The organism is Trichocoleus sp. AS-A1 (assembly GCF_039962015.1).
GTDB lineage: Bacteria > Cyanobacteriota > Cyanobacteriia > Cyanobacteriales > FACHB-T130 > FACHB-T130.
This window is the reverse complement of sequence record NZ_JAMPKG010000015.1, coordinates 1-21,125: the sequence shown is the minus strand read 5'-3', so window position 1 is coordinate 21,125 and position 21,125 is coordinate 1. Positions and strand designations below refer to the sequence as shown.

The following is a 21,125-nucleotide window of genomic DNA, read 5'->3' as shown; positions in this document are numbered from 1 at the left end:
GCAATTAAATTTACGCTCAACACCTCATAATTCAGACTGCACGCTCTCTAAAAGCGAACAGTGGTGTAACCCCGCCCACGGCTCAATTCCCTTGCTTACAAGAAGGTCATCATGTCCGCTCCGCTCCAGATTTTACTGCTTGAGGATTCCCTGGCTGATGCTGAATTAACTTTGCACGAACTACGTTTGGCTGGCTTTAAACCCGACTGGCAGCGTGTAGAGACAGAAGCCGACTACCTCGCCCAACTGCATCCCGGTATCGAGCTAATTTTGGCTGACTATAGCTTGCCTCAGTTTGACGCCCTCAGAGCGCTGCAACTTTTGCAAGAGCGCGGCTTAGATATTCCATTCATCGTTATCACGGGTACGGTGAGCGAAGAAGTGGTAGTGGAGTGCATGAAGCAGGGGGCAGCGGATTATCTACTGAAAGACCGTCTGATGCGGCTAGGATCGGCAGTAGCGCAAGCCCTACAAGCCAAACAAATGCGCGACCAAAAGCGGCAGACTGAGGTGGAAAAAACCAGATTAATCGCCGCTTCACAAGAGAGTGAGCAACGATTTCGAGCGCTGATCGAAAATGCGACTGACATCATCATCATTGTTAACGCCAGCGGTCAAGTGACTTATGTGAGTCCCTCTGTCAATCGGATTCTAGGATACGCACCCGATGGACTCATAGGCAAAAATGCTTTGACATTTATTCATCCAGAGGATGTGCTACTGGTTAAGCAAAGGCTGAAAAATTCGATTCAAAATCCCAATGTGACTCAGCGACTCGGTGAGTATCGCGTGCAGCATCGCAATGGCTCTTGGGGGATCTTCGAGGCAGTCACCACTAACCTCCTGAACGATCCGGCGGTGCAGGGGATTGTCGTCAACTGCCACGACATTACTGAGCGCAAGCAAGCCGAGGAGCAACTGCGACACCATGCGTTCTACGATTCGCTTTGCGGTTTGCCAAATCGGACCTTATTTCTCGAACGTCTTGCCAGCCAAATCAAGCATTCCCAACGATACAAAGATAGTTTATTTGCTGTTCTGTTTCTGGATTTGGATCGCTTCGAGATGGTCAAATATAGTCTAGGACACTTGGTAAGCGACCAACTGCTCATCGCTACAGCTCGCAAACTAATGACCTGTCTCCGTCCCACGGACACCCTAGCTCGGATTGGCACAGACGAATTTGCAATTCTGCTGGAGGATATTCACGATGTTAGCGATGCGATTCGCGTTGTCGAGCAGATCCAGGGGGAACTGAATTCGCCTTTTAACTTGGATGAGCGCGAAGTATTCACCACGACTAGCATTGGGATTGCCTTTGCAGGAAAGGGACAAGAGGGATGGGAGCCGGTTCGGAAAGCATCTGCCCCTATGCCGCTTTGTCCCTCTGCACCCTCTCACAATAACCTCTTGCCTCGTCCGCAAGACCTGCTGCGGGCAGCCGACACGGCTATGTATCATGCCCGGTTAGAGGGTAAAGGTCGCTATGTTGTCTTCCATCGGGCCATGCATACCCTTGCCGTGGCACATTTGCAGTTAGAAACGGATCTGCGACGAGCGATTATCGCTACGGAATTTCAACTTTACTACCAGCCAATCGTCGAGCTGGCGACGGGTAAAATTAAGGCTTTTGAGGCTCTGGTGCGTTGGAATCACCCGACTCGTGGCATGGTTCCCCCAAGCGAGTTTATCCCTGTGGCAGAAGATACGGGTCTGATTATTCCCTTGGGTACTTGGGTATTGGACGAAGCTTGCCGTCAGCTAAAAGTTTGGCAGCAGCTGTATTCTACGACTCAGGGTTTAGCAATTAGCGTAAATCTCTCTGGTAAGCAGTTTTCGCAACCAAATTTGATTGAGCAGATTGACCGAATTTTGAGGAAGACTGGCTTGGATGGACACTATTTAAAGTTGGAAATTACTGAAAGCTGCTTGCTGGAAAATGCTGAAGCTGCCGCCATCCTGCTTTGGCAATTGCGAGATCGAAATATTCAATTGTCGATTGATGATTTTGGTACGGGTTATTCATCCTTGAATTATCTGCACCGCTTTCCCGTTAATACATTGAAAATTGACCGTTCTTTTGTAAACCGAATGGGAGCGGGTGGCAAGGATGCAGAGATTGTCAAGGCAATCGTGGCGTTGGCTCATAATTTAGGAATGAGTGTGACGGCGGAGGGGATAGAAACGGCTCAACAATTGGCACAACTCAAGGCATTGCAATGCGAACGAGGACAGGGATACTTTTTCTCGAAACCTGTAGATAATGGGGCTGCGGGACAGTTAATTTTGGCACAGTTGCAAGTGAATTCATGATGCGCGTTATTGGTCTGACGGGAGGCATTGGTACTGGCAAAACGACTGTCTCAAATTATCTTGCCAATCACTACAATTTGCCGGTTTTGGATGCGGATATATATGCTAGAGAAGCTGTAAAAGTAGGTTCGCCGATTCTTGACGAAATTGTTGAGCGTTACGGAACCGATATTCTGCTACCGGATGGAACACTTGACCGTCGAAAGCTGGGCAATATTGTCTTTAATTCGCCCGAAGAGCGGCGTTGGCTAGAGCAACAGATTCATCCTTACGTGCGCGATCGCATGATTGAAAAAATGCAAGCACTCAACTCGCATCCGACTGTAGTGTTGGTGGTGCCTTTGCTGTTTGAAGTGGGGATGACGGCTCTGTGTACGGAAACTTGGGTCGTATACTGTTCCGAACAACATCAACTTCAGAGATTAATCAAGCGAGATCGCCTAACTTTAGAACAAGCGCAAGCCAGGATTACTAGCCAAATGCCCATTCAGGAGAAATGCGATCGCGCTGATGTAGTTTTAGATAATTCTTCTACGCTTGAAGATTTGCTCAAACAGGTAGATACGCACTTAAAAATTAAAAATTAAAAATGTGGGAGTTGTTAGTGTCATGAGTTTTTTATCGCCTATATCTTGACTTCTTCTCTGTCTCTTGAAAGGAAGAATGCCGAGGTTTAGGTCATTCCAATCGTGAAAACTTCATGACACTGACGAAATTTCTAATTTTTAACTATTCTGCATCGCCTCCCACAATGACATTGCGAATGCGGAGACTTGGCCCACCACAACCAACTGGCAAGCCGTTCTGACCTCCCTTACCGCAGCCGCCGGATTCATCCCAGTAGAAATCATCCCCAATTGCTTCAATATCCGCCAAGGTGCTGAAAACATTCCCCGAAAGCGTCACATCCCGAACGGGTTCGGCAATCTTGCCGTCGCGGATCATCCAAGCTTCAGCGGCGGAGAAAGTAAACATTTCCCCATTTGTCATACCACCCAGCCAGTTACGAGCGTAGACACCTTCTTTGATCCCTGCAAATAAATCCTCCACGGGCGTTGTACCCCGCTCAATCCAAGTATTCGTCATCCGAACAAGGGGGGGATAGTGGTAATTCAGACAACGGGCGTTGCCAGTGGGGGCTTCGCTCAGCTTTCCAGCAGTTTCGCGGGAGTGGAGGCGTCCAACTAAGATGCCATCCTTAATTAGCTGAGTCGTGGTAGCAGGCGTCCCTTCATCATCGTATAAGTAGCTGCCACGATGACCGGGAGGAGCAGCACCGTCAAAGATTTGCAGTTCTTTGGGTCCAAATCGGCGTCCCAGGGTCATCACTTCTAAGATATCCGGGTTTTCATAAGCCATGTCTGCTTCTGAAAGGTGCCCAAAAGCTTCATGGACAAATAAACCGCTGAGAATGGGGTCGATGACGACCGTGTAGGTATTGCCTTTCACAGGAGGCAGAGAGAGGGCGTTCACGGCACGGAGAGCAGCACTCCGAACCTGATCGTCCAAATTTGTTAAGTCTTCGTAGGCTTTGCGGGAGCCAGTCGTTTCGCGTCCAGTTTGCACGGTTTCGCCATTCCGCGCAGTGGCGGCAAAGCGCATTTCCATATCTACCCAAGACTGCTCAATCAGCGTTCCGTCTGAGGTGGCGAGGATAATTCGCTGGGAACTGTCGCTGTAGCGCACAGAGGTGGTGGTGATTGAAGGGCTAGCGCTTTTGAGGATTTCAGTGTAGCGATCGCACAATTGCTTCTTGGTTTCCAGCGATATCTCTCGCGGATCGCTGCCTTCTAGGGGAAGTTGGCAAGTCGCCTGTACTGGCTCAATCGGAGCCAACAGGGTTTCTTCATCGCCAATAATCCGAGCGGCAGCGATCGCTTCTTCAATTCGGTCTGCTAAGGTAGAAAGCTGATTAAAGCTGGCAAAGCCCCAGCCGCCCTGGTAACAAGCCCGGACTTGTCCACCAATGGAGATGCCTTCAGTGAGGGTTTCGACCTTATCGCCGCGCAAAAAGATATCAGTTCCTTCGGCTTCTTCTATCCGAACTGCCAAATAATCGACTTGAGGTGAGTAACGAGCGATTAAGTCGGCGAGCAAGTTTTTGGCATCAGCCAGTAAGGTCGGCATTTGTCTTGCAGCAACATTGATAAACTGCTTCCATTGTGCAATTATTTGGTCTCACCTTGCCACTGGAAGCAGGAAACGAGGAGCGGGGGAGGTTATGGTAATCAATAGAGATACAAAATACGAAAACCCCTTTTCCCTAGGAAAAGGGGTTTTTAAAGTCAGATGCACCTGTTACTACCTGGACAAGAATCTCTAATATTAAAGAGGCATTTCATTGATGGATGGCGGTGGTGATGCCGCAGCATCGTAAATTCTTAATTCTTGGACGTTCCAACGGTTGAGAATTGCTTCAGCTTGACGCACCTCTGCTTCTGTGCCCTCAACGATCAAGAAATAGTCCCCATGATGAATGCGATCGTTGTAAATTGCGGCTTGCTCATCAGGAATCCCGTAGCCAGTCAAGGCACCTAATAAGCCGCCTGCGGTTGCACCAATCACACCACTGGTTAAAGTAGTCGCTAAAGCCGTGGCTGCCACCCCAATAATGCTAATTGGCCCTAATACGGGAATGGCGGCAATGGTGCCTAGTCCCAGCGCCAAACCCAAGACGCTTCCGGCTGCACCACCCGCGATCGCGCCAAGGGTCGTTCCTTCTTGCGCTTTAGAAGTCGGTGGCGGGGATACTGGCTCAGACTCTTTGTTGATTGCAGAAACCTGATTCATTGGAAAGCCAGCAGCTTTTAATTCCTGAATTGCGCCTTCTGCATCTTGCAAGCTTGAGAACACGCCAAAAGCTCGTTTTGGCTGAGTAAGCACCATTACCCTTTCCTCTCTAACTCTTTAGGGATCTATTCGTGGTTTTGCCACAAGCGAAATCAAATTACAGTTTCACCGTTATTACACAGGACTTATCCAGTTGCCCTGAACTAAAGCCCACTAAAGTTACGGCTTCATCGCTCAAAGCCATGAAATGGATTGGTTTGAGTTTTTTTAGTCAGTTTAAACTGACTTAGGCTTTCAGCCAGGAAATTGATTTCCTGGTTTCCAGGCCCTAAGTCCTAGTAAAGTTAATTTTTCTGGGCTGGCGCAACTTTCGCTTGAACAGCTACTGTCTTAACCCCCTTGATTTCCTTCGCCAACGGTTCTATTTTTGCCACTTGATCTGGCTTTTCTACAGTTCCTACAACTGTTACAGCTCCGTCTTTAGCATCAATTTCTAATTTGCTGCTGGGCAAGTTCGCTTCTAACTTGCTACGAACCTCGCTTTCCAAGTCGCTATCAGCTCTTTTTAGGGGGTCGCCAGCAGCATTATTACGTTGCTCGCGTGCCCGAATATCAGATTCTAGCTGTCTTTTGCGGACATCACTCGATGCATCATTCTTCGCGCCTTGATCGGGTTGTGCTGAAGCATCAGCCGAGGGTGATGCTGGGGCACTGGCATTTGGACTGGCGGCTCCGGTTGCAGCAGGCGAAGAAGTCTGACTTGAATCAGAATTCGCTCCATCAGACGTTTTCTCGTTGTTATCGCAAGCAGCAACACTCACTAACAAGACGCCACTAAACAGTAATGTTAAAAACTTGTTCATTTTTCAATTCCTCACTTCGAGCAGATAAGAGGTGGAAGTATTTTTCCTTCCACCCCATTCAATCGTTCTCAAATCAGCCTAAAGAGTCTGTTCCCGACGGTCGATAATTTGAACCGGGGTATCCGTGCGTGGAGTTGTATCAACTACTGGAGTTTGATAGGTACCACTGGGATCGGCAATATCAGATGTGCGAGTTGTCGTTGTAGTGGTTGTATTGGTGGCAGGAGCATCGTAGATACCCCAATCTTGAATTCCCCGATGACTGAGAATCGCTTCGGCACGACGGATATCGTCGTCGCTGCCGTCTACCATTACTAAATAATCCCCACGGGATACTCGATCGCTATAGTGTCTGGCTCTTTCTTCAGGAATTCCCAAACCGATTAATGCACCTAAAAGACTTCCTGCGGCTGCACCAATGGCACCGCCAGAAAGGGTTGTAGCAATAGCGGTGCCTGCTGCTCCCGCTAGCATGACAGGGCCAAGTCCCGGAATTGCCAAGGCTCCCAGACCAACGAGCAAGCCTGTTAGACCGCCCAAAGTACCGCCGGTGACGGCACCTGCTTTCGCACCTTCGTCGGCTTTATTGCCAACGCGATCGCTTACATCGGCACCAGCAATGTCGTTTCCTTTGTCCGCGTCACGAGCTACTACGGACACGTTGTCCATAGAAAAACCAGAATTTTTTAGTTCAGTCAGTGCTACTTCGGCGTCTCGATAGTTTGAAAATACGCCAACAGCACGCTTATGTTGTCCTAACATCAGTGTTTTCTCCGATTGCCACTGAACCTAACCAAATTGTGTTACTAACACAGCAGCATTAGTCTGTCAGTAACAGTTCAATTCTTGCTTTTTATTTGACCAAAGCCATCAATCTTCAGATATAACTTCAATCTCCAATTTTCTGTTTTTTTGCAATTCCCCATCTTCCTTAGGAATTAGATCGTTACTAATTGAGGGAGTTGCACTTTGACCGTCTACTCTTTATTAACAATCTTTTTAGGGGTCTTCAACTAGCAAGCACAGTAAGAGTTTGAGAAACAAAAGCTTATTTTCTTAACAAAAAAACATATATTAGGAAACGCTAGTAAAAAGAAAACAAATAGTTAGAGTTCTGTAGACTGTTAAATAGGAAGCGCAAGAAGTGATAGACAAAAAAATTTTTCTCCTATTCAATGATTTTATTAAAAACAGAGGACTTTAATTTTTGGGTCAAAACAGGGAAGTATAAATAAGGTCTACTGGGTTGTTTTATCAAGTTGTCAGATTGAGGAGTTTCAGATGCGGTACTTATTATTAATTTTTGTGTCTTCCCTACTAAGCTTGGTGTCCGGACAGGCGATCGCGCAGGCAGAGTCCCAAAGGCTGGGTGTAAGCCGCCAAATCCCTTCGAGTTCAGCTTCGGATCAAAGTTTCTGGCCCCAAGCTCAGCGATTGGTACAAACTCAAATCAATTTAATTAATCGAATCGAAAGAGCGAGTGGGTCTCCCGAACCCTACCCGGCTTTTGCGGCGGAGGGGCAAATCCTCCTCCACCAGGGAGAAGTAGACCGCTTTCTCAAGAGCCAATATCCCAATCCTGCTTTGCTGTGTACCCGCACGAACGGCGTTACCCCGGCAGGCTCTAATTTAACCTTAGAGCAGGCGCAGGTGTACTGCGCTCTCTATGCTTCGACGCAGCAATTATTGCCCCTGCGTCCGGTGCTAGAACGGCGACAGTCCATTCTCGCTCCTACCAGAGGAAATCCTTTGGCAATTGGTCAACCGTCGATTTTGACCGTACCTCCTCAGCGTTTGGCGGTTCCAGTGCCCAGATTTCCCGCTCCGGAACCGCCAGTCGTTGGTGTAGCGGCAAAGACACCGATTTCTGGCTATCAGCCGCCAATTCAGCCAGCGATCGCGCCCTCCCAGCAAACCGTGACAACCCTACAAACTGCCAAAAAGTTCTTGGGGCAAGCTGTGGCAGCATTTCCCCCCTCCGCCCGTTTTACTGATATCGCGGAAACGTACCAATTAAACGAACGCAACTCTTACGCCCTATATCGGCAAGAGCCAAGCCTGTATAGCGAATTTCTTTCTCAACCCAACACCGGCATTGCCCGCGTTTTACCCTCTGAGGCTTACCGTCAACAACTGAATCCGCTAGGAAATCGCCTCTCGCCCAGCGTAGCAGAGCGTTTCCCATTTCCAGCCTTGCTGCGGGGAGTTGGCGGCGGTAGCGATGAGGAATCTACTCCCTCATCGGTGCGAATTGGTCCTGGGGAAGAATTTACTCCGCGCTTTGCGGTTCGGATGGAAGGGGGCAACTTTGAGATTGCCCAGCAAGGGCTAGATTATGGCTTTATGGTGGATTTGGGAGAAGTCCCCTTAGAAAACCTCGATCCCACCTTGAAGAAAGTCCGCGCCTTATCGCCGCAAACACGCCAGTTTTTCCTGAATTATCGTCCGCCGAATCAATTGGCATCGATTCAGGTAGATCGACAGCGGTTTATCACGGGAAAGCTGGGTCAGGTGGCTTTCAGCGAACCCGTGCAACAGACGAGAGCGATCGCATCCTCGATCGACCGCCTCTCTCCAAATGCACCAGCGATGCTGAACCACACCTACTTAATGCGATTAGTCCAATTCCAGGTGCCGGAAGTGGTTCAGACGGGAGGTACCGTTTCCAGGGAACAACGCCGCTATCTTGACCAAATTTTAGAATTGCCCAGTAGCGATGTCCTGGTCGCCTTCCGTCCCGTCAGCCGCCGTGCTGATGGCAGTTACACGGTTTTATGGCAAGTGCTAACTCAGTTTCCAGATCCCCAGATTGAAGATGTGGAGAAGTACATCAAGTTGCAGTAGTGGGTAATCGGTGATTTTATTTCGAGCCAAGGCGCAAAGAAGTTATTCTTAGCATCTTGGCGTCTTGGCGCGAAATTATCTCTTGGATTGATTCTGAAGAAAATCGTCAACCACAGCTTGCGCTTGGGGCGGAATCTCCGTGACGAGGCGAATCGGGAAAGCATCGGTTGATGCCAACTGAGCATATTCTGGGGTGAGGAAAATCGCGTACTTGGCAGCATCATCGGTGAGTTGTGCTGCCATTGCCAGCGCGATCGCTTTCATGTAGCTGCGGATGGCAACCGCCTGTTCGCCAACGATTTCCCCGCCCGTGTACAGTGTATTCGGCTGTCTCGCTTGATCTTGGGTAGTGCTAGGATCTTTCACACTTAAATGGGTGCTTCCCACCACACCCACCAGCCATTTTGGGGCGGGTATTTTAGAAAATCCAATAATTTGTTCGGTTAAAGCCGGAGTCGTCTTATCGGCGGAAGCGGCTTCAATTAAAGTGGGGACTTGCACGGCGCTTAAACCCGTTTCGCCAAAAAGCAAAGACGTGGTGGGATTAAACGCGATCGCTGCTTTGACTCTGGGATCTCGCAGTTGATAGCGGTCTTCTGGAAGTCCGCTCGCAAAACACTGGGAAGCTTCCCCAAGATTGAAGGAAATTACATTCCCTTTACAGCGCTCTTTTAAAGACGCTAATTGCAACTCGGCACCCGCAACCGATAAAGCTGTACTACCCCCCAGAGAATACCCGATTACCATGACGCGATCGGGTGCCAGTTTCCCCTGAAGTTCCCCGGCTTGATTCAGCTTTTCTAGTTCGTCGATAACAAAACTGATATCCTTGGGACGATTCAAAAACTCCTGAGCATCCAATAAGGGAGCTTTGCCTCTAACTACCTGCTTCACATGACTTTCGTTACTCCCAGGATGTTCTAAGGCTGCCACTACATAGCCATAGGATGCCAAATGCTCTGCCAGGTAGCGCATATCAGTGCGAACCGAACCTAAGCCATGCGATAGAACAATCATCGGCTTGGCAGGAGAAGCCGCTTCCGACCAGTAAACATCAAGGGGAATTTCCCGGCGGCGCTGGGTATCATTGAGTTTCAAGTTCAGCACCTGCATGGTTGCAGTTCCCGGTAGCGTCGGATCGAAAGGTAAATTAAGTTGGGGGCGCTTGACAGTCAGTTGGGGGGCAATCTCTGCCATAAACCACTGAGTTTGCCAAAAAGCGCTGTTAAAATTTTCGACAACTTTAAACGCCCGACTTAAGTCTATATCAAGCGTTTGACGGGGATAAGCTTCGATAAAGCTGAGTAAAGACAGTCCTTCTGGTGCCCTAGCCCCTAATACGAGTCCCGATCGCACATCTAGCACTCCGACATTATCCTGACGCGATGTTGTACTAGCCAAAGAAGATGCGATCGCGCTACCAATTTGAGTATCGAGTAACCGACTCACTTGCACAACATCAATATCAAATTTTGCCCTCAGCGCTGACAGAATTTGGCTTCGTTGTTGCGAAGACAGGTTTCTTGCAAAACTTCTCAAAGACGATGGGGTGGTTCCCGTTTCCGCAAGCTGGCGGAGATCCGCGATATTGATGGATTCAGTAGAGGAGCCTTTCCGAACCACGATGGTTTGAGCGGCTTGTACAGAAGGAGTTGCGCTGCTGATGTAGGCGCAACCACTGAGGACGCTGATAACTGACAACAGCCATCTCAAGCGCGATCGCATGAATATTTCTCCTTGTTTGTGCTTTTTGGCTATCTACTTGCAATTATTGTAGGGGCGCACGGCTGTACGCCCCTATAGATGTATACCGTGCAATTTATTCTTCACAGGCACGAAGCGGATGACGTTAGGTTGTAGCCTTTGTCTGTACAGCCGCGACTTTCAACCATAGAGCAAGTGCAGCAAGCAGCTCACAAGCAGCAGAATAATTGAGAACCATTTGGTCTTGCGAGTGAATTTGTTGAAGACAGCAAGCACCCAAAGAAGCAGGGTTAAGGGGCGAGCGCTTGTGACAGAATTTTATTGAGAGCGATCGCGTCTGGCTGTATGTTCTTTCTGTTCCCAGCTAAGCTTTTAGAGACTCTGCTATCAGTAACCTAAGCAAATGCCTCAGATTCAACACATGGTTCTGCTCAAATTTAAACCAGAAATAACGCAGGAAAAGATTGCAGATTTGTTAAACCAACTGGGTGAACTTCAGCTATTAATTCCAGGTATTACCTACTATGCTGGGGGAGCCTATTCTAGTCACGAGGGGCTGAACCAGGGCTATAACCACGGATTTTTGATGACATTTGAGAGCGCGGATGCCCGCGATTTCTATCTGCCGCATCCCGAACACGAACGAGTGAAGTCTGCGATATTAGAATGCTTAGATGATTTCATCATCTTTGATTTTGCAGCTTAATAGTTTTTTGGGAGATTGGGAAGAGAGCGGAGCGATCGCTATCTTTTCCTCACGCCTCTGTTTCCCTTTCCCAAAATTTTAAAGGCGCACAATTCATTGTGCGCCTCTAAATCTTGATTGCGATCGCGCGAGTTACTGCTTTTCTTTTTCGTTGGATTTCGGCTTGTATGTCGAAGCGACGTGCAATTCCTTCAACTGCTTCCCATCGACACCAGAGGGCGCATCGGTTAATAAACAACGAGCCTGCTGCGTCTTCGGGAAAGCAATCACATCCCGAATCGATTCTTCTCCTGCTAAGAGCATCACCAAGCGGTCTAAACCGTAGGCAATCCCCCCGTGTGGAGGCGTGCCATATTCAAATGCCTCTAGGAGAAATCCAAACTTGCCATAAGCTTCCTCTTTCCCTAAGCCAATGGCTTCAAACACCTGCTCTTGAACCTCGCGCTGGTAAATCCGCCGACTTCCACCGCCAACTTCCACGCCATTGAGAATCAGGTCATAAGCTTGCGCCCGTGCCGTCTTCAGGTCGTGCAAATCATCGGGATGGGGAGCAGTAAAGGGATGATGCAGCGCTTCTAGGCGCTTCTCATCCGCATTCCACTCAAACATGGGGAAGTCTGTCACCCAAAGCAGGTTATTTTTGTCAGGAGCGATGAGTCCCAATTCGCGACCAATCACCTGGCGCAATCTATCGAGGGTTTTATTAACCGTATTCGTATCGCCCGCACCAAATAGCAAAAGATGACCGGGTTTTGCACCTGTGCGACTTAGTAATTCTTGCTTTTGCGCTTCGGTGAGGTTGTCTTTAATCGCGCCAATGGTGTCGAATTCGCCGTCATCTCGCACGCGAATATAGGCAAGACCCTTAGCACCGGCTTCGCTAGCTTCTTTAAATAGGTCACCGCCTGGTTTAATCCGCACGTTGGAGAAGGCGTCGTTTCCGCCAGGAACGGGCAATACTTTGACGATACCGCCAGAGGCGACAGCGCCGGAAAATACCTTAAACCCAGAATCTTTCAGCAAATCGGAAACGTTGACAAGTTCTAAGCCAAAGCGGGTGTCTGGTTTATCGCACCCGTAGCGATCCATCGCGTCTGCATAAGTCAGGCGCGGGAAGGGGCGGGGTAAGTCGATGCCTTTGACCGTTTTGAAGATATGGCAAACTAAACTTTCGTTGAGCTGGAGAATCTCTTCTTGAGACATGAAGCTCATCTCCATGTCTAACTGAGTAAATTCTGGCTGTCTGTCTGCGCGTAAATCTTCATCTCGGAAGCAACGAGCAATCTGGTAATAACGGTCATAGCCGGATACCATCAGCATTTGCTTAAATAGCTGCGGCGACTGAGGAAGCGCATACCACTCGCTGGGATTGACGCGGCTGGGGACGAGGTAATCCCGTGCGCCTTCGGGAGTCGATTTGGTGAGAATCGGCGTTTCGATTTCGATGAAGTTTTCGATGTCTTCTAGGTAGCGACGGATGGCTTTGACGACTTGGTGACGCAACTGGAGGTTGCGAGTCATGCGATCGCGTCTTAAGTCTAAATAGCGATACTTCAAGCGCAAGTCTTCGCGCAGGGATTCTGTGTCTCCCGCCCCTACTTGGAAGGGCAGCTGCTTGTATACCTGATTGAGCAGTTCAATTTTGTCTGCGTAAATTTCAATTTCGCCAGTCGGGAGGCGAGGATTGAGCGAGTCTTCGGGACGTTTGCTGACTCGACCCGTAACTCTGAGGACGTATTCGTTGCGCTGATTTGCCGCCTCTGCGTAAGAGTCAGGCGTCCGCACTGGGTCGCTGATAATTTGAACGATGCCGGTGCGATCGCGCAAATCTAAAAATATCACCCCCCCGTGGTCGCGGCGACGGTCTACCCATCCACACAAGGTGACAGTTTGTCCAATATGTTCGCTTCTAGGTTCGCCGCAGTAATGGGTTCGCATGGTTGCCGATCGAATGCTTGCTGAAAGATTGGGATTTAAAGGTAACAAAATGTGAAAGCTTTGCCCATTATCCTGCATTCTTTGTAATTCTGTTCAAACTGCTAGGGGCTGAACCTACCGAACCCCTAACAATTCCTGACATTGGTACCAAAATAACTAAAGCTCAACCAACGCTTGGTTGAGCCATATTTTTGCATTTTTAGCGATTGGGATACGTCGCAGTGACCCTAAACTAGCCTAGAGCCGAATCATTGCGGCATTGTCTACGCGATCGCTATCCTGATTTTTTTTAAGTGAATACGGCTTTACTTCCCTGGTTTACCCAGTTCTATTGCTTTTTCCACGATTTATCGCTTTTATTGGCTGTTTTTTTTTAAGCTCTAGGATTGACATCCTTCGCCATTTCCCGGAAGTCGTCCGGATTGCTATGAGCCTCTGGTGAGGATTTCATCTCTGTTGGCTGGGGCATTTTCCGGGCAGCACCTGTTGCCGCTTCAGCAGCTTGGGCACCAGCACCACTCTGGTCAACTTCACTGACGCTAAGCTCTTTTGATGCTGCGTAGTCAGCGTCGAAATCGACACTTTGCGTTGCTTCTTCACCCGCAGCCATGCGTTCGGCAGCTAGCTGGGCATCTTGAGTTGTCGCTTGTTTCGGATCGGGTTTCACTTCTTCAGTCATAAGTAACTCCTATTTATTTAGACTTTTTTATCTGCAATTTAGATTTTAAGGGAGCGATCCCCGTTCCTTTGACCCTCTTGAGATAGATCCTTACCCAACTCTCAATCTGCAAAATCGAGTGAGTCAAACTCTCTCTCTTGGAGGGCGATTTTAACCCGCCAAGTTTGCAACTCTTGGAAATATTAACCTCACTGTTGGATAAAATTTATGACTACAAACCAAAAATCTCAAGCTCTTTCCAGTGAAACTCAAAAAGTGGTTGAGGCTTTTGAAGCGTTGAACACGGATGACAAACTAGCATGGTTTTATTACGTTTATGAAAAGATGGGAGACTCAATTACTCCTGCTGCCCCAACTGCAACCGATCCAGAACTGGCTCCGAAGCTGTTAGGAGAATTTTTTGATTTGGATGACGATCGCCAGTTGGCAATTATGCGAGAAATTGTCAATCGCGAAAACACAGAATATTCCCATGCTTATGGGGCTTTGAAAGAGAATAATCAGTTAATGGTTTGGTATGCTTGGGCGCAGGGTATGGGTGATACGGTCGTAGATGTGCCCTCGGACTACCAAGCAAATAACCCCGTTAACGACCTAATGGGTCAAATTGAAGGTCTTGACTTTGAGGGACAAATTTCTATGTTCCGGACAATCGTTAGCAACATGGGCTATACAGACGTGAAGCCAATTCCCTCTCAAGCTGAAACTGGTAAGACTGCCAGCCTGTAAATTATTTCCTTATGCGATCGCAGGGGCGTATAGCCGTGCGTCCCATGATTTAATCCGAAATGCCATAAAAGAAGAGCGTTCTTGGGATTGAACGCTCTTTTTTGCAATTAAGAAACGGCGACTTTTCCAATATCGCCTGGGGTCAGATGGGAATGCAGCACTTGTCCATCGCGGAACCAGACGATGCGTTTGGTGAGACGGGCAACTTCGGGTTCGTGCGTAACCATGACCACAGTGATGCCGCTGGTATTCAGTTCTGTGAAGATGTCCATCACTTCTTCGGTCGTTTTGGAATCCAGTGCGCCAGTGGGTTCATCAGCAAGCAGCAAGACGGGTTTGTTGACAATCGCACGCGCGATCGCGACCCGCTGCTGTTGTCCCCCAGACAGTTGATTCGGTCTGTTATTCAGCCGATGCTCTAAACCAACGCGAGTTAGAGCAACTGTTGCACGTTGGCGTCTTTCAGCACTCGGAATACCCGCATAAACCATCGGTAGCATGACATTTTCTAACGCTGTTAGTTGTGGCAAAAGATGGAATTGTTGAAACACAAAACCAATTTTACGATTGCGAATTCCCGCTAAGTCAGCGTCTTCTAGAGACGATACATCCACGTTATCTAAGTAATATCGTCCGTCGGTGGGTCGGTCGAGACAACCGATAATATTCATCGCAGTGGATTTGCCCGATCCAGACGCCCCCATAATCGCGCAATATTCGCCCTCCTCTACAATTAAGCTCACACCAGCAAGGGCGCGAACTTCTGTATCGCCGACGCCGTAAACCTTGGTGACATCCTCTATACGAATGACGACAGGTTTTTTTGAAGGATTAAGGGCTGAGGACTCAGGAGTGAGTTGTTGATTGCTCATTGAAGGATTGAAGAATTGCTAACTGTTCAAACGCCCTTAGTTATGAACGATGAACCATGAACATTGTTCGTGCATTTTAAGCACTCCGCAAAGCCACAATTGGGTCAAGTTTAGCGGCTCGTCGTGCCGGGACGACGCCAAAGAATAGCCCAATCCCGCCGGAGACACTGACAGCAATAACAATTGCCACGGGTGAAATGCCAGCTTTCAGAGGGGTGAAAGCGCTGACGAGCGAGATCCCGCCAACGCCAATCAGAGTCCCTAATAAGCCACCCGCCGCTGAGAGAATTACTGCTTCGATGATGAATTGAATCAGGATATCTTGCTCCCGTGCGCCAATCGCCTTGCGAAGCCCGATTTCTTGGGTGCGTTCGGTGACGGAGACGAGCATAATGTTCATGACGCCAATGCCTCCGACAAACAGGGAAATTGCCGCGATCGCAGCTAACATGAAGGTCAAGCCGCTAGTAATCGTGTTTACAATGCCCAAAAGGTCTTTTTGACTGCGAACGGTAAAGTCATCTTCACCGTTGATTTTGTGCCGCAACCGCAGCAGATTGGCTACCTGAAATTGAGCGGCTCCAATGCTATTTTCATCTTTGGCAGAAATAGAGATAGCTGTCACTTCAAGACCATAGGGAGACGTATTTCCCACGATCCGATTCGCTAGGGTGGTGATAGGTAAATAAGCTGCTTCATCCGGATTATCTCCCAGCGCCGAACCTTTGGGTTTCATCACGCCAACAATTTGAAAGCTGATGTTTTTAATCCGCAGTTGTTGCCCGATTGGATCTTGATTGTCAAATAATTTATCTGCTAATTCTGACCCCAGGATGACAATTTGATTACTCCGCTTAATATCAAGATCGGTAATAAATCGTCCTCGATCCACATCAAAACTTCTCGCTGAGAGATACTCTGGCGTTGTCCCGAGAACCAAGGTAGTGGTGTTTTTGCTGCGGTAGGTAACTAATTGTCTGGAATTGATCTGGGGAGCAACATCTTGGATGGAAGGCACCTGAGACGCGATCGCTCTGGCATCTTCAAGAACTAGCGTTTTCGGCACCTCAAAGGTCGTATTCCGAGTTTTCTGGGAACCAGGAACCACAAACAGCACGTTTGGTCCCAACGACTCAAACTGTTCGGCGGCTAGCCTTTGCGCTCCTTGTCCAATTCCCACCATCGCAATCACCGAGGCATTGCCAATCATAATGCCCAGCATGGTGAGACTGCTACGCAGTTTGTTTGCTACCAGCGTCGTGGCAGCCATTTTGACGCTTTCTACAATATCCATATTCGGTAATCGGTAATTGGTAATCGAGAAGGGGTAATCAGAAACCTGACTAATGACTAATTAGCTATTACCCATTACCAACTCTCCTTATTCCTCTGGCTTGGGTTTGCGGTCTTGGGGCAAATCGATGAATACGCGATCGCCTTCGTTGATACCATCTAAAATCTGCGTTTGGTTTTCAATCGATGGGCCAATCGTCACCGCTTTAAACTGGGGTTTGTTCTCTTCATTAGGGACTAACACACCCGTCTTTCCTTTCTCGGTGACAATTGCCACGGTGGGAACGACCAAGGCATTAGTCGCAGGTTTCCCCAAAAAAGTCAGGTCAACATTCATTCCCGACCGCAGTTGTTCCTTACCCGTTTCCAGAGCGACCCGCACCTGAAAAGACGTGACATTTTGCTCGACCACCGCTTCCGGCGCAATCAGCTTGACCTTGCCTTTAAACACTTGGTCGGGATAGGCATCTGCCACAATCTCAACCGGCTGTCCTTGGGTAATTTGCCCAACATCAACCTCTGGGACTTTCGCCAGAATTTCTAAATCTCTGGCAATGGCAACAATCGAAGTTGAAGTGGCGGAAGCCGTAGTCGAAGCAGAAGTTGTGGGAGTGACGAAAGCGCCTTCTGTGGCGTATTTCTGCGTCACAATCCCCGAAAAGGGAGCGATGATTACCGTGTCGGAGAGCTGGACTTGCACCGCCTGCATCGAAGCTCTGGCGGCGTCAGCGGCTGCTTTTAACCCAGCAATCTCCTCTCGGCGCGTCCCATTTTCTAACTGTCGTAGAGCCGCCTGAGCTTCTGCGACATCCGCTTCTCGCTGAGAAATTTCCTCGCTGCGACCACCCTTTTGGCTTTGCTGTAAGGCAGATCGCGCTTCTGCTACTGCCGCTTGACGCTGCTGGATTTCTTGGCTAGTGCGGTTTTTGAGTTGCTCCAACCGTCGTTGGGCTTCTCTCAGGTTGGCGCTGGCATTGCGGTACTCTGTCAGCACCTCATCCAACTGGTCTTTAGAAATGGCTCCTTGAGAAGCGAGCTGTTGATTGCGATTGGCTCGTTTTTGTGCCAATTCTACCCGCGCTTCGGCGGCAGAGATTTGAGCTTCAGTCTGGGCAATTTCTTCAGGACGACCAATTTGTACCGATGCTAGATTCGCTTCGGCTTGCTCCAGACGAGCTTTGAATTGGGAAATTTCTTCGGGACGACCCACCCGCGCCGCGGCTAAACGAGCTTTCGCTTGCTCTAGACGGGCTTTTGCCTGATTGATTTCTTCAGGACGGCTCCCAGCTTGAGCTTGTTGCAGTTTGGCTTGAGCTTGCTCCAGATTGGCTTTGGCTTGAAAGAATTGAGCCTGAAGCTGGGAATTCTCCATTTGGGCGATTTTTTGCCCTTGCTGGACTCTATCTCCCTGCTCGACGTATAACTTTGCCAAACGCCCAGATGTTGGAGGGCTGAGATTGACGCTTTGAACGGGCACGACGGTACCGCTAGCGATAATCCGTACTTTCAAGGTTTGCGATTTAACAGGTACGGTCAGGCTCTCAATGTCTAGTTTGGGCGTTGCCCGACCCATGATGAAATAAGTGGTAGAGCCAACTACCAAGATGCTAGACGCTATCAGCCCAATGACCCACCGAGAAGGGTTCTTGACTTTGCTTATTAGTGGAAGTTGCATTCGCGTAGTTTTTAAGTCCGGTAGTACGAATGAACAGACTGCTCAATGAGGGTATTTTTAATGACGATGGGATTCAGCTTTAGCACCAAGGAGTCACACTCAACTGCATTTATCTACAGCAAGTTGCTTATTGTTTCCCTATTTTAGCGAGTTTGAACTTCCTGACGGATCGAACCTTGTTTAGTGTTTCCCGTCAATCCGTTATAGCGATCCCCAAATTGACGTGTAGCTTTGCTCTCGATTTCTGCTACGGTCAGTTAAATTATTGGTAAGGTTGCTGAACATTTCTTCTCTTCGCATTATTTCTTTGAGGCTGCACCGTGCCTAAACGTTTCTCGATATTCCCGCTTCTTGTTTTCCTTGGTTTAGGGAGCGTTGCTCTCCCCGCCTCTGGGCAAGCGCTTGTGCCCTATACGCTACAAATGGAGTCAAAAGAGCTAGAGCAGCAGGGCTTGAACCTGGCACAAGATGCGGCTCAGCTAGCGCGATTCCAACAATACGATCTAGCATTGCCCAGAGCGCGACTGGCGACTCAGCTGGCTCCCACCAGTTATCAAACCTGGTTTTTACTGGGGAGTTTGTTTTTGCAAGCGCAGGAGGTAAATAATGCCATTGATGCCTTGCAACGGGCGAGAACCCTTCAACCCAACGAACCGGGGATTCTATTTGCTCTGGGAAGCGGGCACTTTCAGCAGGAAAAGTATCAGGAAGCTGTTAGTGTTTTGCAAGCTGGGTTAAAGATCAAACCCGATGTCCCGGAAGCTTTGTTTGATTTAGGCAATGCTTACTACAAACTGAAACGGTTTCCAGATGCGATCGCTCAGTACCAAAAGGCGGTTGCTAAGGAGAAGAAATTCTGGCCTGCCATTAATAATATTGGGCTAGTTAAGTACGAAATGGGCGATATAGATGGGGCGCTTAGTGAGTGGCGTTCCGCTAGCTCTCTCGATAAGGAGGCGGCAGAACCCCGGTTGGCGATGGCGGTGGCGCTGTATGCGAAGGGCGATCGCGAACAGGGTTTGTCTTTGGGAGAGGCTGCGATTCGGTTAGACAGTCGCTACGCCGATGTAAAATTTCTCCAAGAAAATCTTTGGGGCGATCGCTTACTCACAGAAACGAAAAAGTTCCTGTTAACTCCCAGAATTCAGGAAACAATTGCCCAAAATGACAACGAACCCCGACAACCGCAAAACGCCCCTGAGTGAAGCATGAAGAATAAAGGACGAAGGATAAGATTTTATCCTTCGTCCTTTATTTTTTTGCCGGTAGTTTTACAAATTAGGGCAGGTAGGTAATGGGTAATTACTATTTTCCGGCTGCTCTGCTCCAAACGCCATAACTGCAAGTCTTTTACAAACTCAAGACTGACGCACAGACACCAGATAGGGTGTAGGATCTACGCCAGGTGCATCAAGATGGTCAACCGCTTACTATTTTGATCGGGTTTTGAGCTGACTGACCATAATCCGTAATCGTGCAACGGATACCTTTACCCTAAGAACTTGAGACCTTGGTCTAAATTGTTCAGATTCGATAGCACAGACGAAGTGAAAATTCTGCCTTATTTTTTGGAGTGATCGCTCTCAAAAAAGAGTTTATAAGCAACCCAAACCACTGCCCCAACTATAATCACATAAGAAAGGGTTCCTGCTAGCTGAATGCTGACAACGATGGTAACAACGATGGCTACAAACTTTCCAAGGTTCGCCAGTTTCTTGTACCACGGCTGGGGTGAACGCTGAGAGTCTTGATGCTTAGTAGTTTGATGCAGCGGCGGTTGATTAATTTCTGCCTCTATCTCTCGGAGTCGATTAGCTCTTTTGCGCTCCTGAAGCTCTCGTTCCCTGCGTTGAAGTTCGTTATCTTTATTGTCTGGATAATTCATAAGTGTTTATACTGTATAGGCTTATAAAAGTGTGTGATTATTAGCGTCAATCTTAACCTCGGAACCTCGCAACTGACTAGAGCAAATTAGAAAAAATTTAGTTAAAAAATTTTAGGCAGGCAAGCAAAGAAAGTACATTTGCTCTGTCTCTACCTGTAAATTCTTACGATTCATGTGTTAAATAGCACACTATCGTAACTCAAAAAAAATATATATAAAAGCTATCGCTATCTAGAACAAGTGTAAAATTCCTGTTATATTAATCCGCCGTGGTTACTACATAAGCCATAAAATAGGTGATTTTTTCACTATATCTACAAAAAAATTGTTGATTGTGTAATAGATTCAATTTTGCTTTGAAGCTGTAAGTAGCTAGGATGATTTAAACCTAAAACGCTCTAACGTATATCCCCCTTGTTCACTCCGTGATTCCATGCCGTCCATTACAGCAAGGGCTAAATCATATTCATTGTCGAACATTCGTCCTGAAATTTCATGGGTTTTGAGTTGATGCCACTGTCCTTCGATGGGGTTCATCTGGGAGCAATAAGCAGGCAAAAAGAAAATGAATAATCCTTGCGCTTGCCAGCGTGCCCACTGCTGACGAACCACTTTACTGGTGTGAATCGGTCCATTGTCTTGAACGATAACGGTAAGCCGTCCCGTTTGTTCGAGTGTTTGGGCCGCTCTGGCTGCAATCCCATCCATCACACTGATGTAACTTGCACTCTTAAATCCTCCTTGCACTAGCGCATACTCGAAGCGTTCATCCGGTTGCCAAAGACCCAAAATGCTAATTCGACTTCCGTAGCGTTGCTGGGTCTGCTCCAGGCA

General features: G+C 48.3%; 18 protein-coding genes. 6 read left to right on the top strand and 12 right to left on the bottom strand.

Going from position 1 to position 21,125, the window contains the following annotated elements:
- The first annotated feature begins 111 nt into the window (after positions 1-111).
- Both NC994_RS13270 and coaE read left to right on the top strand, forming a co-directional pair.
- Positions 112-2,313: an EAL domain-containing protein gene (locus NC994_RS13270; RefSeq protein WP_190434081.1), complete on the top strand. Its 2,202-nt coding sequence runs from the start codon at positions 112-114 to the stop codon at positions 2,311-2,313.
- Positions 2,310-2,900, top strand: coding sequence for a dephospho-CoA kinase (gene coaE / locus NC994_RS13265; protein WP_190434080.1), 591 nt, complete (start codon positions 2,310-2,312; stop codon positions 2,898-2,900). The genes NC994_RS13270 and coaE overlap by 4 nt, the downstream gene beginning before the upstream one ends.
- Positions 2,901-3,042: 142 nt before the next feature.
- Here coaE and NC994_RS13260 read toward each other — a convergent pair whose 3' ends face one another.
- The 4 genes from NC994_RS13260 to NC994_RS13245 form a co-directional block, all read right to left on the bottom strand.
- A complete protein-coding gene (locus tag NC994_RS13260; RefSeq protein WP_190434077.1) occupies positions 3,043-4,440 on the bottom strand; it encodes a TldD/PmbA family protein in 1,398 nt (465 codons plus the stop codon).
- A 198-nt stretch (positions 4,441-4,638) separates the two neighbouring features.
- Complete coding sequence (locus NC994_RS13255) at positions 4,639-5,199, bottom strand: DUF1269 domain-containing protein (protein ID WP_190434075.1); 561 nt, start codon at positions 5,197-5,199, stop codon at positions 4,639-4,641.
- A 248-nt stretch (positions 5,200-5,447) separates the two neighbouring features.
- Complete coding sequence (locus NC994_RS13250) at positions 5,448-5,966, bottom strand: BON domain-containing protein (protein ID WP_190434074.1); 519 nt, start codon at positions 5,964-5,966, stop codon at positions 5,448-5,450.
- A 78-nt stretch (positions 5,967-6,044) separates the two neighbouring features.
- Positions 6,045-6,728, bottom strand: coding sequence for a general stress protein (locus NC994_RS13245; RefSeq protein ID WP_242028870.1), 684 nt, complete (start codon positions 6,726-6,728; stop codon positions 6,045-6,047).
- A gap of 519 nt (positions 6,729-7,247) precedes the next feature.
- On the opposite strand from NC994_RS13245, the gene NC994_RS13240 reads away from it, so the two are divergent.
- Complete coding sequence (locus tag NC994_RS13240) at positions 7,248-8,810, top strand: hypothetical protein (RefSeq protein WP_190434072.1); 1,563 nt, start codon at positions 7,248-7,250, stop codon at positions 8,808-8,810.
- A 75-nt stretch (positions 8,811-8,885) separates the two neighbouring features.
- On the opposite strand, the gene NC994_RS13235 is transcribed toward NC994_RS13240, so the two are convergent.
- The gene (locus NC994_RS13235) at positions 8,886-10,535 is read right to left on the bottom strand and encodes an alpha/beta hydrolase (protein ID WP_190434070.1); all 1,650 of its coding nucleotides are present in this window, start codon (positions 10,533-10,535) and stop codon (positions 8,886-8,888) included.
- A 382-nt stretch (positions 10,536-10,917) separates the two neighbouring features.
- On the opposite strand from NC994_RS13235, the gene NC994_RS13230 reads away from it, so the two are divergent.
- Complete coding sequence (locus NC994_RS13230) at positions 10,918-11,220, top strand: Dabb family protein (protein WP_190434068.1); 303 nt, start codon at positions 10,918-10,920, stop codon at positions 11,218-11,220.
- Between the two features lie 132 nt (positions 11,221-11,352).
- Here NC994_RS13230 and aspS read toward each other — a convergent pair whose 3' ends face one another.
- Both aspS and NC994_RS13220 read right to left on the bottom strand, forming a co-directional pair.
- A complete protein-coding gene (gene aspS / locus NC994_RS13225) occupies positions 11,353-13,158 on the bottom strand; it encodes an aspartate--tRNA ligase (protein WP_190434066.1) in 1,806 nt (601 codons plus the stop codon).
- Positions 13,159-13,531: 373 nt separating this feature from the next.
- Positions 13,532-13,837: a hypothetical protein gene (locus NC994_RS13220; RefSeq protein ID WP_190434064.1), complete on the bottom strand. Its 306-nt coding sequence runs from the start codon at positions 13,835-13,837 to the stop codon at positions 13,532-13,534.
- Between the two features lie 207 nt (positions 13,838-14,044).
- Here NC994_RS13220 and NC994_RS13215 point away from each other — a divergent pair, with 207 nt between their 5' ends.
- Complete coding sequence (locus NC994_RS13215; RefSeq protein ID WP_190413679.1) at positions 14,045-14,566, top strand: orange carotenoid protein N-terminal domain-containing protein; 522 nt, start codon at positions 14,045-14,047, stop codon at positions 14,564-14,566.
- 107 nt (positions 14,567-14,673) lie between these two features.
- Here the strand turns inward: NC994_RS13215 and NC994_RS13210 are convergent, their stop codons facing one another.
- The 3 genes from NC994_RS13210 to NC994_RS13200 form a co-directional block, all read right to left on the bottom strand.
- Positions 14,674-15,438 (bottom strand): ABC transporter ATP-binding protein, encoded by a 765-nt coding sequence (locus tag NC994_RS13210; RefSeq protein WP_190434062.1) that lies wholly within the window; start codon positions 15,436-15,438, stop codon positions 14,674-14,676.
- Between the two features lie 76 nt (positions 15,439-15,514).
- Positions 15,515-16,732, bottom strand: a complete 1,218-nt coding sequence (locus NC994_RS13205) for an ABC transporter permease (RefSeq protein ID WP_190434060.1) — start codon at positions 16,730-16,732, stop codon at positions 15,515-15,517.
- An 87-nt stretch (positions 16,733-16,819) separates the two neighbouring features.
- Entirely contained in the window at positions 16,820-18,406 is a 1,587-nt protein-coding gene (locus NC994_RS13200; RefSeq protein WP_190434058.1) for an efflux RND transporter periplasmic adaptor subunit, read from the bottom strand.
- A 320-nt stretch (positions 18,407-18,726) separates the two neighbouring features.
- Here NC994_RS13200 and NC994_RS13195 point away from each other — a divergent pair, with 320 nt between their 5' ends.
- The gene (locus tag NC994_RS13195; protein WP_347276127.1) at positions 18,727-19,611 is read left to right on the top strand and encodes a tetratricopeptide repeat protein; all 885 of its coding nucleotides are present in this window, start codon (positions 18,727-18,729) and stop codon (positions 19,609-19,611) included.
- 356 nt (positions 19,612-19,967) lie between these two features.
- On the opposite strand, the gene NC994_RS13190 is transcribed toward NC994_RS13195, so the two are convergent.
- Both NC994_RS13190 and NC994_RS13185 read right to left on the bottom strand, forming a co-directional pair.
- Positions 19,968-20,291: a hypothetical protein gene (locus tag NC994_RS13190; RefSeq protein WP_190413671.1), complete on the bottom strand. Its 324-nt coding sequence runs from the start codon at positions 20,289-20,291 to the stop codon at positions 19,968-19,970.
- 372 nt (positions 20,292-20,663) lie between these two features.
- A partial coding sequence (locus NC994_RS13185) for a transposase (protein ID WP_190434056.1) occupies positions 20,664-21,125 on the bottom strand: 462 nt, incomplete at its 5' end.

Excerpts from the sequence above, each read along its gene's own strand:
- NC994_RS13270 (WP_190434081.1), top strand. The coding sequence starts at position 112 with ATGTCCGCTCCGCTCCAGATTTTACTGCTTGAGGATTCCCTGGCTGAT.
- coaE (WP_190434080.1), top strand. The coding sequence starts at position 2,310 with ATGATGCGCGTTATTGGTCTGACGGGAGGCATTGGTACTGGCAAAACG.
- NC994_RS13260 (WP_190434077.1), bottom strand. The coding sequence starts at position 4,440 with ATGCCGACCTTACTGGCTGATGCCAAAAACTTGCTCGCCGACTTAATC.
- NC994_RS13255 (WP_190434075.1), bottom strand. The coding sequence starts at position 5,199 with ATGGTGCTTACTCAGCCAAAACGAGCTTTTGGCGTGTTCTCAAGCTTG.
- NC994_RS13250 (WP_190434074.1), bottom strand. The coding sequence starts at position 5,966 with ATGAACAAGTTTTTAACATTACTGTTTAGTGGCGTCTTGTTAGTGAGT.
- NC994_RS13245 (WP_242028870.1), bottom strand. The coding sequence starts at position 6,728 with ATGTTAGGACAACATAAGCGTGCTGTTGGCGTATTTTCAAACTATCGA.
- NC994_RS13240 (WP_190434072.1), top strand. The coding sequence starts at position 7,248 with ATGCGGTACTTATTATTAATTTTTGTGTCTTCCCTACTAAGCTTGGTG.
- NC994_RS13235 (WP_190434070.1), bottom strand. The coding sequence starts at position 10,535 with ATGCGATCGCGCTTGAGATGGCTGTTGTCAGTTATCAGCGTCCTCAGT.
- NC994_RS13230 (WP_190434068.1), top strand. The coding sequence starts at position 10,918 with ATGCCTCAGATTCAACACATGGTTCTGCTCAAATTTAAACCAGAAATA.
- aspS (WP_190434066.1), bottom strand. The coding sequence starts at position 13,158 with ATGCGAACCCATTACTGCGGCGAACCTAGAAGCGAACATATTGGACAA.
- NC994_RS13220 (WP_190434064.1), bottom strand. The coding sequence starts at position 13,837 with ATGACTGAAGAAGTGAAACCCGATCCGAAACAAGCGACAACTCAAGAT.
- NC994_RS13215 (WP_190413679.1), top strand. The coding sequence starts at position 14,045 with ATGACTACAAACCAAAAATCTCAAGCTCTTTCCAGTGAAACTCAAAAA.
- NC994_RS13210 (WP_190434062.1), bottom strand. The coding sequence starts at position 15,438 with ATGAGCAATCAACAACTCACTCCTGAGTCCTCAGCCCTTAATCCTTCA.
- NC994_RS13205 (WP_190434060.1), bottom strand. The coding sequence starts at position 16,732 with ATGGATATTGTAGAAAGCGTCAAAATGGCTGCCACGACGCTGGTAGCA.
- NC994_RS13200 (WP_190434058.1), bottom strand. The coding sequence starts at position 18,406 with ATGCAACTTCCACTAATAAGCAAAGTCAAGAACCCTTCTCGGTGGGTC.
- NC994_RS13190 (WP_190413671.1), bottom strand. The coding sequence starts at position 20,291 with ATGAATTATCCAGACAATAAAGATAACGAACTTCAACGCAGGGAACGA.